The organism is Pedobacter sp. GR22-6, assembly GCF_037402555.1.
GTDB lineage: Bacteria > Bacteroidota > Bacteroidia > Sphingobacteriales > Sphingobacteriaceae > Pedobacter.
This window is the reverse complement of the sequence record NZ_JBBEUC010000005.1, coordinates 60,375-78,887: the sequence shown is the minus strand read 5'-3', so window position 1 is coordinate 78,887 and position 18,513 is coordinate 60,375. Positions and strand designations below refer to the sequence as shown.

At 43.4% G+C, this 18,513-nt stretch carries 14 protein-coding genes and 1 tRNA gene; 11 read left to right on the top strand and 4 right to left on the bottom strand.

All coding sequences use genetic code 11. The features are described 5' to 3' along the window. Positions 1 to 3: 3 nt before the first annotated feature. Together WAE59_RS20985 and WAE59_RS20980 are read left to right on the top strand one after the other, a co-directional pair. Complete coding sequence (locus WAE59_RS20985) at positions 4 to 1,485, top strand: SusD/RagB family nutrient-binding outer membrane lipoprotein (protein WP_337857952.1); 1,482 nt, start codon at positions 4 to 6, stop codon at positions 1,483 to 1,485. Between the two features lie 7 nt (positions 1,486 to 1,492). After that, a complete protein-coding gene (locus tag WAE59_RS20980; protein ID WP_337857951.1) occupies positions 1,493 to 2,611 on the top strand; it encodes a hypothetical protein in 1,119 nt (372 codons plus the stop codon). 47 nt (positions 2,612 to 2,658) lie between these two features. Here WAE59_RS20980 and WAE59_RS20975 read toward each other — a convergent pair whose 3' ends face one another. Next, positions 2,659 to 3,519: a S66 peptidase family protein gene (locus tag WAE59_RS20975; protein ID WP_337857950.1), complete on the bottom strand. Its 861-nt coding sequence runs from the start codon at positions 3,517 to 3,519 to the stop codon at positions 2,659 to 2,661. Positions 3,520 to 3,559: 40 nt separating this feature from the next. Here WAE59_RS20975 and metG point away from each other — a divergent pair, with 40 nt between their 5' ends. From metG to WAE59_RS20935, 8 genes are all read left to right on the top strand, one after another. Further along, complete coding sequence (gene metG, locus WAE59_RS20970) at positions 3,560 to 5,668, top strand: methionine--tRNA ligase (RefSeq protein WP_337857949.1); 2,109 nt, start codon at positions 3,560 to 3,562, stop codon at positions 5,666 to 5,668. Positions 5,669 to 5,958: 290 nt separating this feature from the next. After that, positions 5,959 to 9,129, top strand: coding sequence for a SusC/RagA family TonB-linked outer membrane protein (locus tag WAE59_RS20965; RefSeq protein WP_337857948.1), 3,171 nt, complete (start codon positions 5,959 to 5,961; stop codon positions 9,127 to 9,129). An 11-nt stretch (positions 9,130 to 9,140) separates the two neighbouring features. Beyond that, positions 9,141 to 11,051 carry a RagB/SusD family nutrient uptake outer membrane protein gene (locus WAE59_RS20960; protein ID WP_337857947.1) on the top strand — a complete coding sequence of 637 codons (1,911 nt, stop codon included), beginning with the start codon at positions 9,141 to 9,143 and terminating at the stop codon, positions 11,049 to 11,051. A gap of 19 nt (positions 11,052 to 11,070) precedes the next feature. Beyond that, positions 11,071 to 11,775 carry a DUF3823 domain-containing protein gene (locus WAE59_RS20955; RefSeq protein WP_337857946.1) on the top strand — a complete coding sequence of 235 codons (705 nt, stop codon included), beginning with the start codon at positions 11,071 to 11,073 and terminating at the stop codon, positions 11,773 to 11,775. 49 nt (positions 11,776 to 11,824) lie between these two features. After that, positions 11,825 to 12,487: a helix-turn-helix domain-containing protein gene (locus WAE59_RS20950; RefSeq protein ID WP_337857945.1), complete on the top strand. Its 663-nt coding sequence runs from the start codon at positions 11,825 to 11,827 to the stop codon at positions 12,485 to 12,487. Positions 12,488 to 12,731: 244 nt separating this feature from the next. Further along, the gene (locus tag WAE59_RS20945) at positions 12,732 to 13,604 is read left to right on the top strand and encodes a universal stress protein (protein ID WP_337857944.1); all 873 of its coding nucleotides are present in this window, start codon (positions 12,732 to 12,734) and stop codon (positions 13,602 to 13,604) included. 4 nt (positions 13,605 to 13,608) lie between these two features. After that, positions 13,609 to 14,328, top strand: a complete 720-nt coding sequence (locus WAE59_RS20940) for a TIGR00730 family Rossman fold protein (RefSeq protein WP_337857943.1) — start codon at positions 13,609 to 13,611, stop codon at positions 14,326 to 14,328. Positions 14,329 to 14,432: 104 nt separating this feature from the next. Continuing rightward, positions 14,433 to 14,504: transfer RNA gene (locus WAE59_RS20935), tRNA-Arg, on the top strand. Between the two features lie 42 nt (positions 14,505 to 14,546). Here WAE59_RS20935 and WAE59_RS20930 read toward each other — a convergent pair. Then, complete coding sequence (locus WAE59_RS20930; protein WP_337857942.1) at positions 14,547 to 15,614, bottom strand: DNA polymerase beta superfamily protein; 1,068 nt, start codon at positions 15,612 to 15,614, stop codon at positions 14,547 to 14,549. Then, entirely contained in the window at positions 15,611 to 16,366 is a 756-nt protein-coding gene (locus WAE59_RS20925; RefSeq protein WP_337857941.1) for a nucleotidyltransferase domain-containing protein, read from the bottom strand. Before WAE59_RS20925 ends, WAE59_RS20930 begins: the two co-directional genes overlap by 4 nt. Before the next feature lie 316 nt (positions 16,367 to 16,682). Here WAE59_RS20925 and WAE59_RS20920 point away from each other — a divergent pair, with 316 nt between their 5' ends. After that, positions 16,683 to 17,732, top strand: coding sequence for a helix-turn-helix transcriptional regulator (locus WAE59_RS20920; protein WP_337857940.1), 1,050 nt, complete (start codon positions 16,683 to 16,685; stop codon positions 17,730 to 17,732). A 154-nt stretch (positions 17,733 to 17,886) separates the two neighbouring features. Here the strand turns inward: WAE59_RS20920 and WAE59_RS20915 are convergent, their stop codons facing one another. Continuing rightward, complete coding sequence (locus WAE59_RS20915) at positions 17,887 to 18,507, bottom strand: DUF4291 domain-containing protein (RefSeq protein ID WP_337857939.1); 621 nt, start codon at positions 18,505 to 18,507, stop codon at positions 17,887 to 17,889. Between the last annotated feature and the right edge of the window lie 6 nt (positions 18,508 to 18,513).

Genomic DNA, 18,513 nt, shown 5'->3' with positions numbered 1-18,513 from the left:
AAAATGAAAAAGATAATATATACGTTTAGTGTCTTGACCATGTTGTTGACACTATCTTCATGCAAGAAATATCTTGATATAAACACAAGTCCAAATACGGCTGAACAGGTTGATCCGAAGTTACTTTTCTCTTATGCAACCGTGGCTTATATGAACTTAAGATCAAGTGGAGATTTATACATTCCTATGGGACTGGCCAGCCAATCCCTTAACGCTGGAGGAAATAATCCCACAGGTTGGTCGGGTGGAGACCCAAGCCCAGATATTTATACATTCTCGGCGAACTTTTTCAACAATACTTGGGTATCTTTATACGTAAGAGGTGGTGCCAATCTTCAACAGGCAATTAGACTTTCAGAGGCTGCTACCCCGGTAAATAATAATGCTGCTGCCCAAAGCAAAGTATTGTTAGCAATGATGGTTTATGATATTACAACGACCTTCGGAGATGTGCCTTTTACGGAGGCGTGGAAATCTGAGATTTTGTATCCAAAATTTGATGATCAAAAAACTGTTCTTGAGGGTACATTAACTCTTCTAGATCAAGCACTAGCACAATTCGATGTAAATAGCCCATTAAAAATTGGTGCTAATAACGATGGATACGATTTGCTTTATAAAGGCGATATCGCGAAATGGAAAAAATTGGCCAAATCGTTAAAATTACGCACGTTGTTAACAATGGTTGATAAAGAATCTTCTAAAGCAGCTGCTATTGGTGCACTACTGACTGATGCTACACAACCCATGGTTAGTGCCGTAGCAGATAACGTTGCTATTCCATATCAGGACGTGGCTAATAAAAGAAATCCGAAATATGCGATTAGCTTGCAATACAATAGCGGTGTAAACTTCTTCTTTGCAAGTAAACCTGTTGTAGACATTATGAATGCAGCTCCAATCGCTGACCCAAGATTGCCTAGGTTTTTTGATAAGCCAGCAAGTCAGGCAACTTATATTGGAGTAGCCCCGGGCGCTGATGCTGTGGATGCTGTTAATCCAAGGATCGCAGCTACTTTACATTCCCCTGCTGCACCAGAAGTTTTCTATACTTATCAAGAGCAACTATTTGCCGAGGCAGAGGTATATGCGAGAGGATTAGGCGTTGCTGTAGATTTGACCAAAGCAACAACATTGTTCAAGCAGGGAGTTGAAGAGTCAAGCAAGTTTTTTGGAGTAAGTGCTACGAATGCAACTGCTTTCTCTGCGGCCTTCCCCGCATTCACTACTCCAGCTGCAGCTATAAAGGCAATTCACGAACAACAATGGGTTGATAAAATGGATCGTGGTTTGGATGCATTCACTCAGTGGAGAAGGTCGGGTCCAGATGGAAGTGAGGTTCCTGTGTTGACTTTGCCGATAGGTGCGCCAGCCGGACCTATTTTTAGAAGATTTGAATATCCAATCACTAATGAGATTTCAAATAATCCTAATGCGCCAAAGACAACAGTGAGATATAATGAAAAAATGTGGTTCGATTTATAATAGAAATATGAAAAAGCTTATAATATTACTTTCTCTGACTTCAGCATTTTTTCTGCAGTCATGTGAAAAAAAAGGTCCTGGGGATAACTATGATTTTAGCAATTCTCTTCCAGCCTATGTGGAAATAACAACGAAAACTAATTTGGGTGTTGTTCAAGGTAATAGTGCTACCATAGCATTACGTTTGAAAACAGCTGTTCAACAGGATGTAGTGGTTAGCTATTCGGTGACTGGAGCATTTTCTACAACTGGAACTGTCACTATACCAAGAGACGGATTAACAGCGAATGCAGTTGTTGCTGTACCTGCTGGTATTGTGCCTGCTGCATCTGCAAGTGCAACCGCTGTATTTAAAATAACGGGGGCAAAAAAAGGAACTGAAGATTTATCTATAGGTGCCTTGGGTGCAAATAGCAATGAGATTAGAAACATTGTTGTTGGAAAGAATCTAATTGGTGTAACAAGTGATGCTGTTTCGATTAAGGAAACGATTGCAGATCAAACTATAAAAGTTCCGATAACTATAACTTCTGCTTTGAAGTCACAGACGAGCTTGACCTATACGTTAGTTCCTAAGGCTGGAAATTCTGCAAATAATTTAGAACTGATTTCTGCTAATCCATTGGTAATTGCTGCAGGGGCAACAACAGCTACAATTGAGATTAAAGTCAAAGACAATTTGACTTTAAATGCTGATAATGTATATGAGCTTAGGTTGACCGGCGCGACTGCACCTGTTGGTTCTGAGGTTTCTATAAATGCTGATAAAGCTTTGTATACTATTACGGTCACGGATGATCTAAAAACAGTTGGATTTGCAACTACTACAGCGGTAGATGTTACAGCATCTGGTAATAGAAATTTTGAAGTGAAATTATCTGCTCCAAGTTCAGCTGCAATCACCGTTCCTTATAGTATTGAGGGTGGTGTTGTTGGTACAGATTATATATTGAGAACTACAGGAACATTGACATTTCCAGCAGGAACAACGACAAGCAATATTAACTTAGATATTCTACCTACTTATGTTAAAGGAAAAGTTTTGAAAATCAAACTAGATTCTATAACAGGTGATGTAGAGGCAAGTTTAGGTACTGCTAAAGAATTAACAGTTAATCTCAAATAAGAATAACCTAATTCATGAAAAAGGGCGGATTTTTTATCCGCCCTTTTTCATTTAAAAAGCCCCCCAACCACCACCGCTCTATTATCCTCAATATGTCCTACCGGAAAATCAAACCATACCGGATATCCATATTTCTTCACCACTTCCCAGATCACTTCCTCTGGTGATTGTCCAAATGGCATTTTCTCTTCAGGGAGTTCATTAAATGCACCCACAATCAGCCCTTTCAATTTATCTAGTTTTCCTGCCCTTTTCAGCATCCGCATCAGGCGGTCTATCGCTGCGGGACGCTCGCCAACATCTTCAATAAACAGCACCTTGTCGGTATAATCTATATCAGATGAAGAGCCATGCATCATCACCAGTAAAGTAAGATTACCACCAATAACAATTCCCTCCATGTCACCCTTTCTGTTCATAACTGAGGGCGTATAATCGTACTCCAACTGCTCTCCGAATAATGCCGCCTTTAACGAAGCCAATGACTCTGGTGTAGCCTCATCAAAAGTGTAAGGCATCTGTCCATGGATGCTCTGAATGCCAAACTGCGCATAAATATGTGATAAGAGCACAGTAATGTCACTGAATCCTACAATCCATTTAGGATGCTCTAAAAAGGCGCTAAAGTCCAGGTCATCTACAATTCGAATACAGCCATAGCCTCCTCTGCCAGCAACAATAGCTTTTACAGAAGGATCATCTAAAAAACCTTGTAAATCTGCTGTACGCAGCTCGTCATCGCCAGCAAATTGGTGTTGGGCAGCACCCACACTCTTACCCAGGACCACCTCCAATCCCCAGGATTTAAATACCTCCAGCGCTTTGGAAATATCTCTGGGAAGTTTACTTGCCGGACAAACGATCGCAATTTTGTCGCCTTTTTTTAAATATGCTGGCTGTTTAATCATTGGTAAAACACTTATCTTTGACAAATTAATAAAAATAGTTTTGGATAGCAGTAAAATAAAAAGATATACCGTAACGGCAGCTTTGCCTTATACAAATGGTCCTGTACACATTGGCCACCTGGCTGGAGTTTACCTGCCTGCTGATACTTACGTACGTTACCTGAGGTCAAACAAAAGGGATGTGAAATTCATTTGCGGATCTGACGAAAATGGTGTTCCCATCACGCTGAAGGCTAAAAAAGAAGGAACAACACCGCAAGCCATTGTAGATAAATACCATAAGATCATCGGCGATTCATTTAAAGAGTTTGGGGTTTCTTTCGATATCTATCACCGTACTTCTTCTGCTACACACCATCAGACGGCTTCAGATTTTTTCCTGAACCTTTATGAAAAAGGGGTATTTACCGAGGAAATCACCGAGCAATATTACGACGAGAAAGCACAAACTTTCCTCGCTGACCGCTACATCACCGGTACTTGTCCAAAATGTGGCAATGAAAATGCCTATGGCGACCAATGTGAAAACTGTGGCAGTACTTTAAATGCCACAGACCTCATCAATCCTAAATCGACCCTCTCCGGTGAACCTCCCGTGCGCAAAGAAACCAAGAACTGGTTTCTCCCTTTGGATAAATATGAGGATCAGCTGAGAAATTATATCGACAGCCATAAGGAGTGGAAACCAAATGTATTCGGACAGTGTCAGAGCTGGTTGAATGCAGGTTTACAACCACGCGCTATGACCCGGGATCTGGACTGGGGCATTCAGGTGCCTGTAAAAGGTGCCGACGGAAAGGTTTTGTACGTTTGGTTTGATGCACCTATCGGTTACATCTCGGCCACTAAAGAACTGTTCAACTATGCCAGACTGGATGTATGGAACCCGAAAGCGGAAGAGTTTTACATCAATCAGAAAGAAGTAGAAAAAGGCAATTGGGAAGACTACTGGAAAGATGAAAGCAGCAAACTGGTGCACTTTATCGGTAAAGACAATATTGTGTTCCATTGCATTATTTTCCCGGCAATGCTGATGGCGCATGGCGATTATATCCTGGCAGACAATGTACCCGCCAATGAATTTCTCAACCTGGAAGGTCAGAAGATCTCCACCTCCAAGAACTGGGCGGTATGGCTCAATGAATACCTTGAAGAGTTCAAAGATAAACAGGACGTACTGCGTTATGTGCTGACCGCCACCGCTCCGGAAACGAAGGACAACGACTTTACCTGGAAAGATTTCCAGGCCAGAAATAACAACGAGCTGGTAGCTATTCTCGGCAATTTCATCAACCGGGTTACGGTGCTGACGCATAAATATTTCGGAGGCAAAGTACCTACTTGCATGACCATCACCCCGGAAGATCAGCAGGTCATAGATGACCTGGCTGCTTATCCGGCTAAAATCAGTGCATCTATAGAAAACTACCGTTTCAGGGAAGCGCTCACAGAGGTAATGAACGTGGCGCGATTGGGTAATAAATATCTGGCGGATACCGAGCCGTGGAAAGCCATCAAAACAGATGAAGACCGCGTAAGAACAATCCTGTACATCAGTTTGCAGATTGCAGCTACACTGGAGATTCTGATCGAACCATTTATGCCTTTCACAGCAGATAAACTGATGAAAATGCTGAACTATGGCGGTCACCTTTGGGAAGATGCCGGGAAAATGGACCTGTTGAAAAGAGGTCACCAGTTGAATGAGCCGGTACTGTTATTCGAAAAAATTGAGGACGATGTTGTTCAGTTCCAAATCGACAAACTGAACCAAAGCAAGGCAGATAATGTGGCTGCAACAGCAACAGTTGCCCCTGCTAAGGACAATGTCCAGTTCGAGCAATTTGGGGCAATAGACCTCAGGGTAGCCACCATCATCGCTGCAGAAAAAGTAGAGAAGACCAAGAAATTATTGAAACTAACTTTAGACACTGGAATCGACCAGCGCACGGTAGTCTCCGGCATTGCAGAATTTTATAAGCCTGAGGAAATCATCGGGCAACAGGTAAGCCTCATCGTCAATCTCGCACCAAGAGAGATCAAAGGAATCGTTTCTCAGGGAATGATCCTGATGTCGGAAGATACAGATGGTAAACTTGCTTTCGTCTCACCTGTCCAAAAGCACAGCAATGGCAGTGTGATCAGGTAGAATCAAATTTTTAATAAAGGAGCCCGGACCGATAAGCCTATCGTCCGGGCTTTTTTGGTTTTAGTCCGTTTTTAACGACTAAATGCTTTTAGTCGTGCAAAAATCAACAATTGTTACAGCATTGGAAACAATTGTTATAGCCCGAAACGGACAAATCGGCTAATCTTGTTGTGTAATTATTACCTATAAAACCAATAAGAAAGGAGGACAAAATCCTCACGGATGGAACACCCATACCCATCGTGAAATCATCAAGTTTCAAGAAGCCAAATTGTAAATTTTTAAATCTTATGAACAGAAAACATCTACCAATGAAAAGTTGCTATCAACTTTTACTGGCCATATGTATGGTCAGCTTCTGCGTCAACTCATTAAAAGCAGGATATAAAATACCCAATCAGCCATATGCTGATATTACGGTTACAGGAACCGTGTCCGACGAGTCGGGTCCCATACCCGGAGTCTCCGTCAGCCTCAAAGGGACAGACCGTGCCGTGATGACCGGTGCTACCGGTAAATACAGCATCTCCGTTCCCGACACCGCAACCTTAATCTTCACCTATGTCGGTTACACTACCCAGGAAATTAAAGTAAACAAGAGAACAACCGTCGATGTGAAGCTCGCCAGTTCAGATACTATGTTGGAAAATGTAGTAGTCACAGGCTATGGCACGCAGAAAAAGGAAGCGATTACAGGGGCCATTTCCTCCATCGGCGCCGCCGAGATCGGCAAGGTGCATGGCGGCGCTACAGTAAGTACCGGTCTGGCAGGAAAAGTGCCGGGTGTGTCATTCAGGCAACGCGACGGCCGGCCAGGTGCAGGTGCCAGTATCCAGGTTCGGAATATGGGCGGAGCCTTGTACGTCATCGATGGAATCCAGCAGGATGAAGGACAGTTCAATAACCTTGCTCCTGCGGACATTGAAAGCATTTCTGTCCTGAAGGACGGTAGCGCAGCCATTTATGGTAGTCGCGCGGCAAATGGGGTTATCATCGTAACCACCAAAAAAGGAAAAAGTAATACTAAAAATACGATCCGGGTAGATGCCTATACCGGATTTCAGAACTGGACAAGATTTCCGGAAACCACCAATGCCTATGAGTGGATGCTGGGTAAGGCTATAGCCGATATGAACCAGACCGGAAAAACGGACATTACGCAGGCCGAATTGGAAAAATGGAAGGCGGGTACAGAATACGGCTTTAAAAGCCAGGACTGGCGAGACCTGATCATTGCCAAGAATGCGCCACAGAGCCAGATCAATATCAGTGCAGCAGGTGGCTCAGACAAGATCAACTATTACCTGTCGGGAACGCGGATCGACCAAAAAGGTGTATACGGCAATAGCCGGGAGTTTGAGTTCAACAGAACCAATATTCAAAGTAATGTAGACGCAAAAATTACCGACCGGCTTAAAGTTGGCGTTCAGATCAATGGCCGTTTAGAGGTGCGCGACCAGCCAGGTGTACCTGGTCAGGATGATTACGCCGCGGCTAAATTTGCCTTATTCCGCAATCGCCCTACAGAACAGGCCTATGCAAATGGCAATCCGCTTTATCCCAATGACATTGGGCACAATACCGAGCAGTTTGCCGTACAATCCAAGGAACTATCCGGATACTGGAGGTCAGACTGGCGGGTTTTACAAGCAAACTTTAGTGGAGAATATGATACCCCTTTGAAGGGTTTGAAAATAAAAGGCCTTTACTCTTATTACCTGGCCGACAATGTGACCAACGGACATGAGTACACCTACAACGTATACGAATACCATCCGGAAGATGATACCTATGAGGAAAAAGTAGGCAGTTCTAATCCCTACAGGGAGCGTAGCCTGACCAAGCAATTTAACATTGCTTCGCAACTGCAGGCCAATTATTCAAGGGTATTTGGAAGACACTCCTTCGATGCTATTGTCCTGGCCGAAAGGATAGAACGCCAAAGGTTATTTACCTTCCAGCACGCAGTACCCCTCACAAACGTACTGCCTGTACTGCAGTTTCCTACCCTCGACGAACAGGATTACAATGATGCCATTGATGAAGAAGCAAGATTGGGATATGTAGTAAAGTTGAATTACAATTACGCTAATAAGTATTATGTAGAGTTCTCAGGCAGACGGGATGCTTCCTGGAAATTTGCACCGACCAAACGCGTAGGCTATTTCCCTTCCGGATCCGTGGGCTGGAGGGTTACTGAAGAGGAATTTGTGAAGAAATTACTCGGTGAGCAGAAGATCTTGAATGACCTGAAATTTAGGGCTTCCTATGGTCTCCTTGGAGATGATGATGTAGGTATTGGGCCCTTCGATTACCTAACGGGGTACCGGTTTACACGAAACTCAGTAATCCTTGGCGGTAGTAACATTACACCCGTAGAAGACCGTGGACAACCTATAGACAACATCAGTTGGTTCGAAAGCCGGATTTTTGATGTCGGCGCAGAGTTTTCGCTCTTCAATTCTACGCTTACCGGTTCCGCAGATTATTTTTATAGAAAGCGGACCGGATTAAAAGGTACGAGGAACGATGTCGTAGCTCCAATAGAACTGGGTTACACCCTGGCTCAGGAAAATTTAAACAGTGATGCACAGTATGGTGGAGAATTCTCCCTGGCATACAACAATAAAATAGGTCAACTGAACTATCGGGTAACTGGAAACATGCTGCTGACCAGATCCAAAGCGCTGGATTCTTACAAGCCACGGTTCAACAATTCATGGGATCAATACCGAAATTCCGGAGAACAGAGGTTTAAAGACATCTTCTGGGGTTACGAAGTGACCGGGCAATTCCAAAACCAGGAGCAGATCAATAACCACCCCGTTAATATAGACGGTAAAGGAAACTCTACCCTGCTCCCCGGTGACCTGATCTATAAAGACATCAATGGAGATGGTGTGATCGATGGCTTTGATGAAAGGCCCATCGGCTACAATACGGGAGGTCAGCCCAATGCTACCTACGGTTTCTCGCTTGGCTTGTCCTGGAAAGGATGGGATTTTAGTGCAGATTTCTCCGGAGCAGGATTGTATACCTGGAACCAGAACTGGGAACAACGCTGGGCATTTCAGAACGGTGGAGCTTTGCTGCAAAACTTTTCTGATGACAGCTGGTCGAGGGTTGATCCTTTTGATGTAAATAGTCCCTGGAAGTCAGCAAAATATCCGGCTTTGCGGTATAATGATGGTGGTCACGCCAATTACAATAAAAACTCCAGCTTCTGGGCTCACAACGTCAAGTATTTCAGGGCAAGGACGATTGAACTGGGCTATACACTGCCGGCCAACTGGATGCAAAAGGCAAAAATCCAGTCTGTAAGGGTATACGCACAGGGCTATAACTTGTTTTCATTCGATAACCTGAAGGAATTTGGCATTGATCCGGAGATACAAGATGACAACGGTCTGCAGTATCCGCAGACAAAATTCATCAACTTCGGCTTACAGGTATCACTATAACTAGCAGCAACATGAAAAAATATAAAATTATGGCAGCGCTTCTAACCTTTTTGGTATTTGCTGAAGCCTGTAAAAAAGACTCAGATTTCTTAGATAAAAGGCCTACCGATGCCATTAGTGTAGAGGAACTCTGGAAAGATAAAAATCTAGTTCTAACCGTGATTGGTGATTTATACGATCAATATCCCGATTACCAACGTGTAGACCGCTGGGCCGATTTCACGGCATTTGATGAAGCATTTGCTTCTGCCAACGGAGAATACGGCAGGCATCAGAACTCTGAATATGGCTACGATGCCTGGAACTCCTGGAATTATGCTTATCTCCGTGAGATCAATCTTTTCCTTCAGCGGGCAGATGAACCCACTAATTTACTAGATCAAGCAGATACAGACAGATTTAAAGCAGAAGCCAGATTTCTCCGCGCAGCCTTTTACTTCGATATTGTAAAACGAATGGGCGGTGTCCCTTTGATCTTGGAACCCCTTACTTATGATTACGGAGGCGACCCTAGCTATCTTCAGAAACCCCGTTCTAAAGAAACAGAAATCTATGACTTTGTCCTATCAGAACTTGAAGCCATTAAAACCATACTGCCTGATAACAGTTCAGATCCCGCCAGGGCATCTAAGGGAGCCGCTCTGACGCTAAAAGCGAGAGCAGCACTGTACGCCGCTTCCATTGCGAAACACGGCGCCAGCGCTCCCGGAGTAAGCTTACCAGGAGGAGAAGTCGGAATACCCGTTGCCCAGGCCGAGGCTTATTACCGGACTGCACTAGCTGCTGCCGAAGAAATAATCGGAGGAGGGAAGTATTCACTCTATAAGAAAAACGCAAACCTGTCCGAAAACTTTGCAGCATTGTTTACCGACAAAGGGAGCAACCCCGAAGTGATCTTCGTACAGGATTATAAGCTGCGGACAAAGAAGGTTCACGGTTTTACGGTGGACAATCAGCCACGCTCTATAGCTGAGGAGCAACAGGGAGGAAGATTGAACCCATCACTGAATCTAGCGCAATCTTTTGAAAAGCTGGACAATACTTTCGCCCCCTTTGCCACGGTATCGGGTGGAAATGCAATCTATTACGATAACCTAACCGACATCTTTGCTGGTCGCGATGCGAGGTTGGCCGGTACGGTGATCCTGCCTGGTTCGCAGTTTAAAGGCAAGTCGATAGACATTTGGGCCGGTTATCAGTTAGCAAACGGTTCTATTGTTACCGGAAATACCTTCGGACAAACTAAATTGGCTTCTGATGCCGGACTGCCAGGGGCTACAGGTAATGTACAGGTAGTGGGTGGTGATGGGCCGATTGATGGCCTGGAATTCAGTGCGCAAACAGGTTTTTATATCCGTAAATATTTAGATCCCGCAATCGGTTCTGGCCAGATCGGTACCCGCAGTGAGGTTTGGTGGATCCGCTTCAGGTATGCTGAAGTATTGCTTAATGCTGCCGAAGCAGCATTTGAGTTGGGAGATAACACTACAGCTGCAGGATATATGAAACAGGTCCGTGACCGGGCAGGCCTCACTACCGCGCTCAGTCCGGCCCAGATCACTTTCGACCGTATTGTACATGAACGCAGAGTAGAATTGGCTTTCGAAGACCATCAGCTTTGGGACATGAAGCGCTGGCGGTTGGCACATAAGGTCTGGAATGGTGTAGCCAATACAGCGGCCGATTTTACTACAGCCACTAATCTGGGATCAGCAGAGAAAGTAAGCACCATGATTTTTGGACTTTGGCCGTATAAATATTATGAGCCAGGCAGCCCCAATCATCAGAAGTATATTTTTAAAGTCGTGAAACCTTCACGTGTACAGGCTGCGCACCGTTTCAGATTGGGCAATTATTATTCCCAGATCCCACAAAACGTGTTGAACGGAAACCCGCTCATCTTAAGAAACCCAAATCAATAGATCAAGAAATTCAACAGATATGAAAGAGAAATTTTTAGCAATCGCCCTTTGCCTGATGGTATTGATGGCTTCCTGCGCGAAAGACAATTACGAACCGCCTCAATCAGATTTTTCAGGCCGCCTGGTTTACCAGGGACAACCTATTGGGATTCGCAATGCTGCTTTTAAAATGGAACTGTGGCAACGAGGCTTTGGAAACTTCGGTGTAATCGATGTGAATGTAAATCAGGAAGGTAAATTCAGCTCCAAGTTGTTCGATGGAAATTATAAATTTACCGTCTCCAACGGACAAGTTCCCTTTCTTTGGCCAAAAAACACTGCAGGAAGGCCGGATTCCATAGATGTAAATTTGGCTGGCAACAAAACCCTTGATCTGGAGGTACGGCCCTACTATATGATCCGGAATGCAGTGATCACCACCGCTGGAGGGAAAGTAAATGCGACCTGTGCGCTGGAGAAAATCATCACCGATGCCAATGGAAAAGATTTGGAAAGTGTAAGCTTATACATCAATAAAACCCAGTTTGTGGATGCTGATGGTACCAACAACATCGCCAAGCAGGAACTCAGCGGAGCTGCGCTTGCCAATTTGGCCAGCCTGAGTATGAGCGTTGATATTCCCACGATCTCTCCTACTCAAAATTATGTGTTTGCGCGTGTCGGGGCCAAGATTGCCGGCGTGGAGCATATGATTTTTAGCCCTTTGGTGAAACTTACATTTTAAATTGGGGGACATATTAGCTATCTTTATTTTCACCCTATAGAAGCTAAATATGTTAATCATCCCTAAATTAACTTTAGCCCTGTTTTTTCTGTTTTCCCTTTTTTCGGGTCAGCAGCAAGAACAGGGTTATATGATCTACGTGATCTGTCTTGTGCTGTTCGTCCTTTCCGGGCTGCTGCTGAAAAAATACATTGATGACAAGGCCAGATGGCAAAAGGAACTCCATCTGGAACGACTGAAAAGTAAAGCAATGCAGTCTGCTTATGAGCAGAAGATTCAGCGAATTCTCGCAAACCATGATGCTGAAAGCGAGGGTATAGAGGATATTGAACTCATTACTGAAAGCACAGATTTACCTCAGCAGAAGGAGAAGAAATTCTTCGATACGCTCATTTCTCTAATTCTGGATCGAATCTCAGACCCGCAGCTTTCTGTAGAAGAGTTGGGCAAGGCGATTGGGCTCAGCCGATCGAGTCTTTATAAGAAATTAAAGTCCAGAACTGGTTATGTGCCCAATGAATTCATCCGGCTGATTCGCCTTAAGCATGCAGCCGAATTGCTTCGCAGCCATGAATATAATGTGTCTGAGATCAGTTACATGGTAGGTTTCAATTCACATTCTTATTTCTCCAAGTGTTTCGTCCAGCAGTTCAACTTAACCCCTACGGAATTTGCTGAGTCTTACAGACAAGAGGATGCCATTGCCTATTGATCTTAGGGGGGGTGAATGCAGTTGGAATGAGTCGCAGTTCATTTCACCATGTCTAAGGAATAAATGTGTGGAGAGTCCACGTTTTATCTGAAAAAAGGTGGACTCAACGTGGACTTATGGTGGACTCACTGTGCAAACAGCCAAAGCGCAGGTATGACACTTATCAGAAGTAAGGATGACCAGGGTCACTTTTCCTCTGAATCATTTTGATGACCTTGGTACTAAGATATTCAATCTTAGTATTATGAAACAAATTGTTGTCCCCACAGATTTCTCCGAGGCTGCCACAGTTGCTGCAGATTATGCATTACACGTTGCCAAATATCTGAAATCAAATCTGGAGTTGTGTCATTCATTTCTGGTTCCCTTGGATGCTACGGTGGCTGGACAAGTGGTTTGGCCTGTGTATGATTACGATTCTTTGAAAGAGGATGTGGACCTGCATCTGGATCGCTTGGCGAAGGCGCTCATGCTGAGAGGGAAGTCTTTGAGTATTCCAAATACATTTAAGCCTGTAGTTGAATATACTGCAGACGCTGGTGCAACCGGAGAACTTGTGAGCAGTTTGGTCAGGGAAAAACAGGCGGGCCTGGTCGTAGTCGGGATGTCGGGGCATGGCGCTGTCAGGAAATTTTTCACTGGCAGCACGAGCCGGGACCTGATCGAGAACGGTTATTTCCCATTATTACTGGTTCCAGCCGGATATGTGTTCAAGCCCATTCATAAAATTGCTTTTGCAACAGACCTCAGCATCGGAGATATCGAAGTGCTGAATGCGCTCGCAGTCTTTGCTCGGTGTTTTGATGCAGAGATTGTCATTGTTCATGTAGACAGGCACCCGGGGCGGGCAGAGCGGAAAGATGTTGCAGATTTCTTAAGTGAGGTAACCTGCAAGATCAATTATGATAAGATTTACTATCGGGAGGTCAACAGTAAAAACGTAAATGATGGGTTGCAATGGCTGACCGAGCATGGCTGGATTGACCTGATGGTGATGGTTCACCGCAGCGATAATCTTCTGGATCGTTTGCTGAAGAGGAGCGTGACCAGGAGGCAGGCTGATCGCATCAATATCCCCTTAATGGTGCTGCCGGAAGGACTAAACCCTGTGTTTTAAGCTTATGAACAAAGAAGATATTGTTTTTCTGGATGGGCCACAATCCCGCTGGCGCGAATTTAAATTTACCTTGAGTACCATGTGGCAGCTGATCAAGGGTTTCAGAGCCCTGCATTTCCTGGGACCCTGCATTACAGTATTTGGTTCGGCAAGGTTTAAGGAAGACCATCCCTATTATGAATTGACCAGAAAAGCTTCTGCTGAGTTTGCCCGGCTGGGCTTTACCATCATGACTGGAGGTGGTCCGGGTTTGATGGAGGCGGCCAATCGTGGTGCGAAGGACGTAGGCGGCAGATCCGTAGGCTGCAATATTGAGTTGCCGCATGAGCAATTGCCCAATCCATACCTCGACAAGTGGGTGTCCATGAAGCATTTTTTTGTACGTAAGGTGTTGCTGGTTAAGTATTCTTTTGCTTTTGTGGTAATGCCCGGGGGATTTGGGACTTTGGATGAGTTTTTTGAGGCAATGACTTTGATTCAGACGAGGACCATTAGGAATTTTCCGATCATCATTTTGGGAAGGGAATTCCATCAGGAACTGATAGACCATATTGTGATGATGCAGCGGCAGACAACCATAGGTGTAGAAGATACACACCTGTTTCTGGTGACGGATGACATTCAGGAGGCCGTAGACCTGATTCGTGAGAAGAGCATCAGAGAATATGGATTGGGGCCTAAAAAGACAATGCAACCATTTGGGTGGTTGTTTGAACGGAAGTAGATTGAGCGCAGATTTTTTTGTTAAAGGACTTTCCGAAACAAAAGGTTTTATTGCTATATTTGCGCCTGCTGTTTGAAAAGCTTTGCTTTGAAGGCAGTGATTCTGGTTTCGTAGTTCAACGGATAGAATAGAAGTTTCCTAAACTTTAGATATGGGTTCGATTCCCGTCGAGACCACAAAATAGAAAAGCCTTTAGATAAAATCTGAAGGCTTTTTGCTTATCCCCGATAGTATTTATTCCTGATTTCTATTAAAATGGATTCGGCTTTATTGCTTTCTGGTCGATCTGGTAGTGTAGATTTTTCATACGCTTCCTTCACACACTCCATTTTATCTTCAACCATTTCCATCAATCTATCAAACTCAAATTCACCATTGCGGATTTTTAATAAAAAATCTCTGTCCTCACGTTTCACGATGACCTGTTGATACCGCGCAATTTCTTCCGCCATGTTAAGTAGCCTCAATGTGTGCATCATGTTCTTTGCATCATAACTTTTGCCATGTGATAAAGTGCTTTGATAACGGTGATCATTTCGCTTTTCCTCCCATTCCTGATACTCCTTATAGTCACGGCAGTATGTCGAATACCCGTCTTTATTGAAGTTCATAACTGCAAGGTTTTCTATTCCTTTGGGTATGGAACTCAGTTGGACATCATGAGCGTCCGGACCGGAAATAATCCCCCGAAAGCTACCCCCATTCAACTGCTTTTGATGATAGAGTAAGTACACGTTCCTGAAATGATCGAGATTGACCAAACCGCAGTCTTCTTGCGAGTAATGATAGGCTGCAAGCCACTCTCTTAAAGGAATGCTCCCGTTATTATAGATTACAAAACAAAAGTCCAGGACAGATTTGCGCTCTGGATCCATCGGCTTATTAATCTTCTTATTCAATCCGTGTGCTTTCCTGATTTGTGTTTGTGCATAACCGGCAAAAGTGTCCTGGCAAAGCTTAGAAAGAAAATCTTCCGGTTTAATCAAATCCATCAGAGGGTGCCGAAATAAAACATGTTCCGGGGGTGTACTCAACAACTCCAATATATTGGGATTGTTCTTTGTCAGTAATTCAAGGAACCGGCCGATCTCAAAGTATACTTCATCATTGGTTGCGTTGGCAATTTGTTGTTGTTGATCAAATCCATATAGCTGATGCTCGGGCATGATGAAGATTCCTTTTTTGTCTACATCGGAACCCTGTACATTCAGATTGTATGCTGTACTTCCACTAATGCAGTCCAGCAGGATCAATTGCTTTTGGTTTTTCAGTTCTTCGTAGGTCATGACATTATGTATTTCCTGAACAACTGATCCAGTTCATGGATTTGTGGCTTTAAAGAGGGAAGTGTTGGTACTTGTTCTTTACACAGGGATAAGGTAGTAGTCAGCCAGTCGTTCAATAGTGCTACCGGTGCAATCATTGTCTTTTCATCTACCAAAAGCTTTTGAGCTAACAACTCGTCAATGCTGTGTTGAACTTTGGGGTCTGTAATCAGTACACGTAGATGTTCAAACTCCATTGGCGGTACGCTTTGACGTTCAATAATCCAAGAGCATGCGAGAACGGGACGCAGGGCATAAAAATAACGTTTCATTTTTACCTGATCACTTTGCAGATCGTCACGGAATGTGTTGTATGCCATAGAAAGATAGTGATTTGCAGCAGACCGTAAAGAAAAATAATTCGGCATGAGCGCACGCATTTCCGATGCGAAAGCAGGATGCTGGCGATACACAATAGGCGATTGCAACCACTCATACAATGGTCCGTTGGATTTTAGGAATAGCTTTAAGGCCTTTTTGATATCCCAGCCACCGATATCAAGTACTTCGTCAACCGGCAAGCCGACGGTATCCGGAGCGTTGGCTATACTCAAATAATCATTAGCTGATCTGGTATATATAAACCGAACATCAAAGTCGCTATCTGGCGAAGCAAAACCCCAAGCGCGGCTGCCAGACTCGCAGGCATACAATACTTTTATATTTTCAGACTGCTCCAATTCAAGCAGTTTTTTTAGTATGGTCTTTTTCATTCAATCATTTACAATCTAGGATCTACGTTACCTTATCATTAAAGAAAGCCCTGTCGGTACGCATATAAATAGTGCCGATGCCTTCATTTCTAATTTCTAGAGCAGAAAGCTCAAGTCATCTGCCGGAAAATGTGTAGTGGATATCGTTAGTAACATTAGTTAAAGTTTGTAGGGTTTAATATAAGTATTCTCCTCAATGCGGCGTGCATTACCCTCTTTATTAGTAATGCACGCTTACAACACCACAAAGATTGAGTGGTCCTGCGCAGTCTTTTTGCGCAGTAAAAAATAATTGCCATATTTATTAAAATATTTTATGCCAGTAAACCGTAACGCCCTGATTCGCTATCGTACCATCGACAACTGCCTGCGCAACCGTTATAAAAAATGGACGCTGGATGACCTGATTGATGCCTGCTCTGATGCGCTTTATGAATTTGAAGGGATTGATAAAGGCGTGAGCCGCCGTTCAGTACAAGCTGATCTGGAAATGATGCGTAGCAATAAACTGGGTTATGAAGCTCCTATCATTGTGGTCGATAAGAAATATTATACTTACGCAGATAAAAACTACAGCATTACCAATAGCCCGATTACGCAGCAGGATATGCAGGTATTGAGCGAGGCTTCCGGCTTACTGAAGCAGTTGAAAGGCTTCAGCCATTTTGCGGATTTAAATGAAGTCGTGAGTAAACTGGAGGATAAAATCTATTCGCAAAAGACACATAGCGCTCCGGTGATAGATTTTGAAAGGAATGACAACCTGAAAGGACTGGAGTATATTGAAGTGATCCGGAAAGCAATAGTAGCAAAGAAAACACTTTGTTTAACCTATCAATCCTTTAAAGCAAGGGAATCCAGTACGTTTTGTTTTAGCGCATATTTACTCAAGGAATATCGGAACCGCTGGTTCGTATTGGGCATACAGCATAAAAAAGGAGGACAACTGTTTAATCTTGCGCTGGACAGAATCCAGTCTATTGAGGAAGATGATGAAAAGTACAGGGAAAATAATGTTGTCGACCTATATACTTACTATAATGACTTGATTGGAGTAACTAAATCTCCTGGACAACGTGATTGTGAAGTCGTTTTCTGGATTGATAATGATAATGCACCTTATATCGTGACCAAACCTTTACACCATACGCAAAGTCTGTTGGGGGAGGAAGACAATGGAAAGATTTTCAGCATAAAAGTAGTGCTCAATTTTGAGCTTGAGCGGGAATTATTGGGTTTCGGTTCAAAAATTAGGGTGCTGAGGCCGAGGATTTTGGTAAAGCAAATGAAGCAGCAATTGCAAAAGGCAGTTGATCGCTATAATATACCAAGGGATGAGGGCACAATTGATTTGGAGAGGGGTTGAAAATTCCTCACGGCTGTTCAAAAATTGGTTAAGTCTAAAGTTAAAAGAGTTTGAAATCTGTGTCGTCATGCCCCCTCTACGGGAATACCTTTTTTATACCGGTATTGACAGATGTTTGACTATTAACTCATTTAGTTGGAAGTTGTACAATATCTCATATCACACTTGAATTAAAATCTTCGAGAACATTTTCTATTGGTACACAAAGTTCATTTAACTGATTTCTATCTAGAACTTGCTTCTGCGATTTCACAAATTCAGTGATGTCCTCAATTCGTTGAATCTGATTTTTTCCAAATTTTGCTAAAGTTTCTCCCTTCATGCCCAATTGAATTGCTCTTCTTTGCATTTTATTTCCATAAGGATCATAATCCGGATCCCACTGTAAACGTACATCGCTAGAATTAAGTTCTTTGCTCCATTGTTCGTGATTACTATAGTGTAGACCATTAAAGGAGGAATAAACCGCTTTCTTAAGTATTTCACTGAAATCACTTTTACTAATCCATAAGGCAAGAACTCTTTCCTGATTTTCTTTCTCCGCCCAACCGCATCTGTACATCATCCATAGAAAATTGGGTTTTATCCATGACATACGGGTGTAACTAAAGTCATTACCCCCAAGGAATTGATGTGTTATAGCAAAATCTGCAATACTTTTTTTATAAGCTTGATAAACCACAATGTGGTCTTCTGATTGATGTCCCAGGATATGCTGCCCGGTTTCGGGCAATCTTTTTAAATGCTCAATATAGAGCTCAGTTTCTATTGTCATAAGATT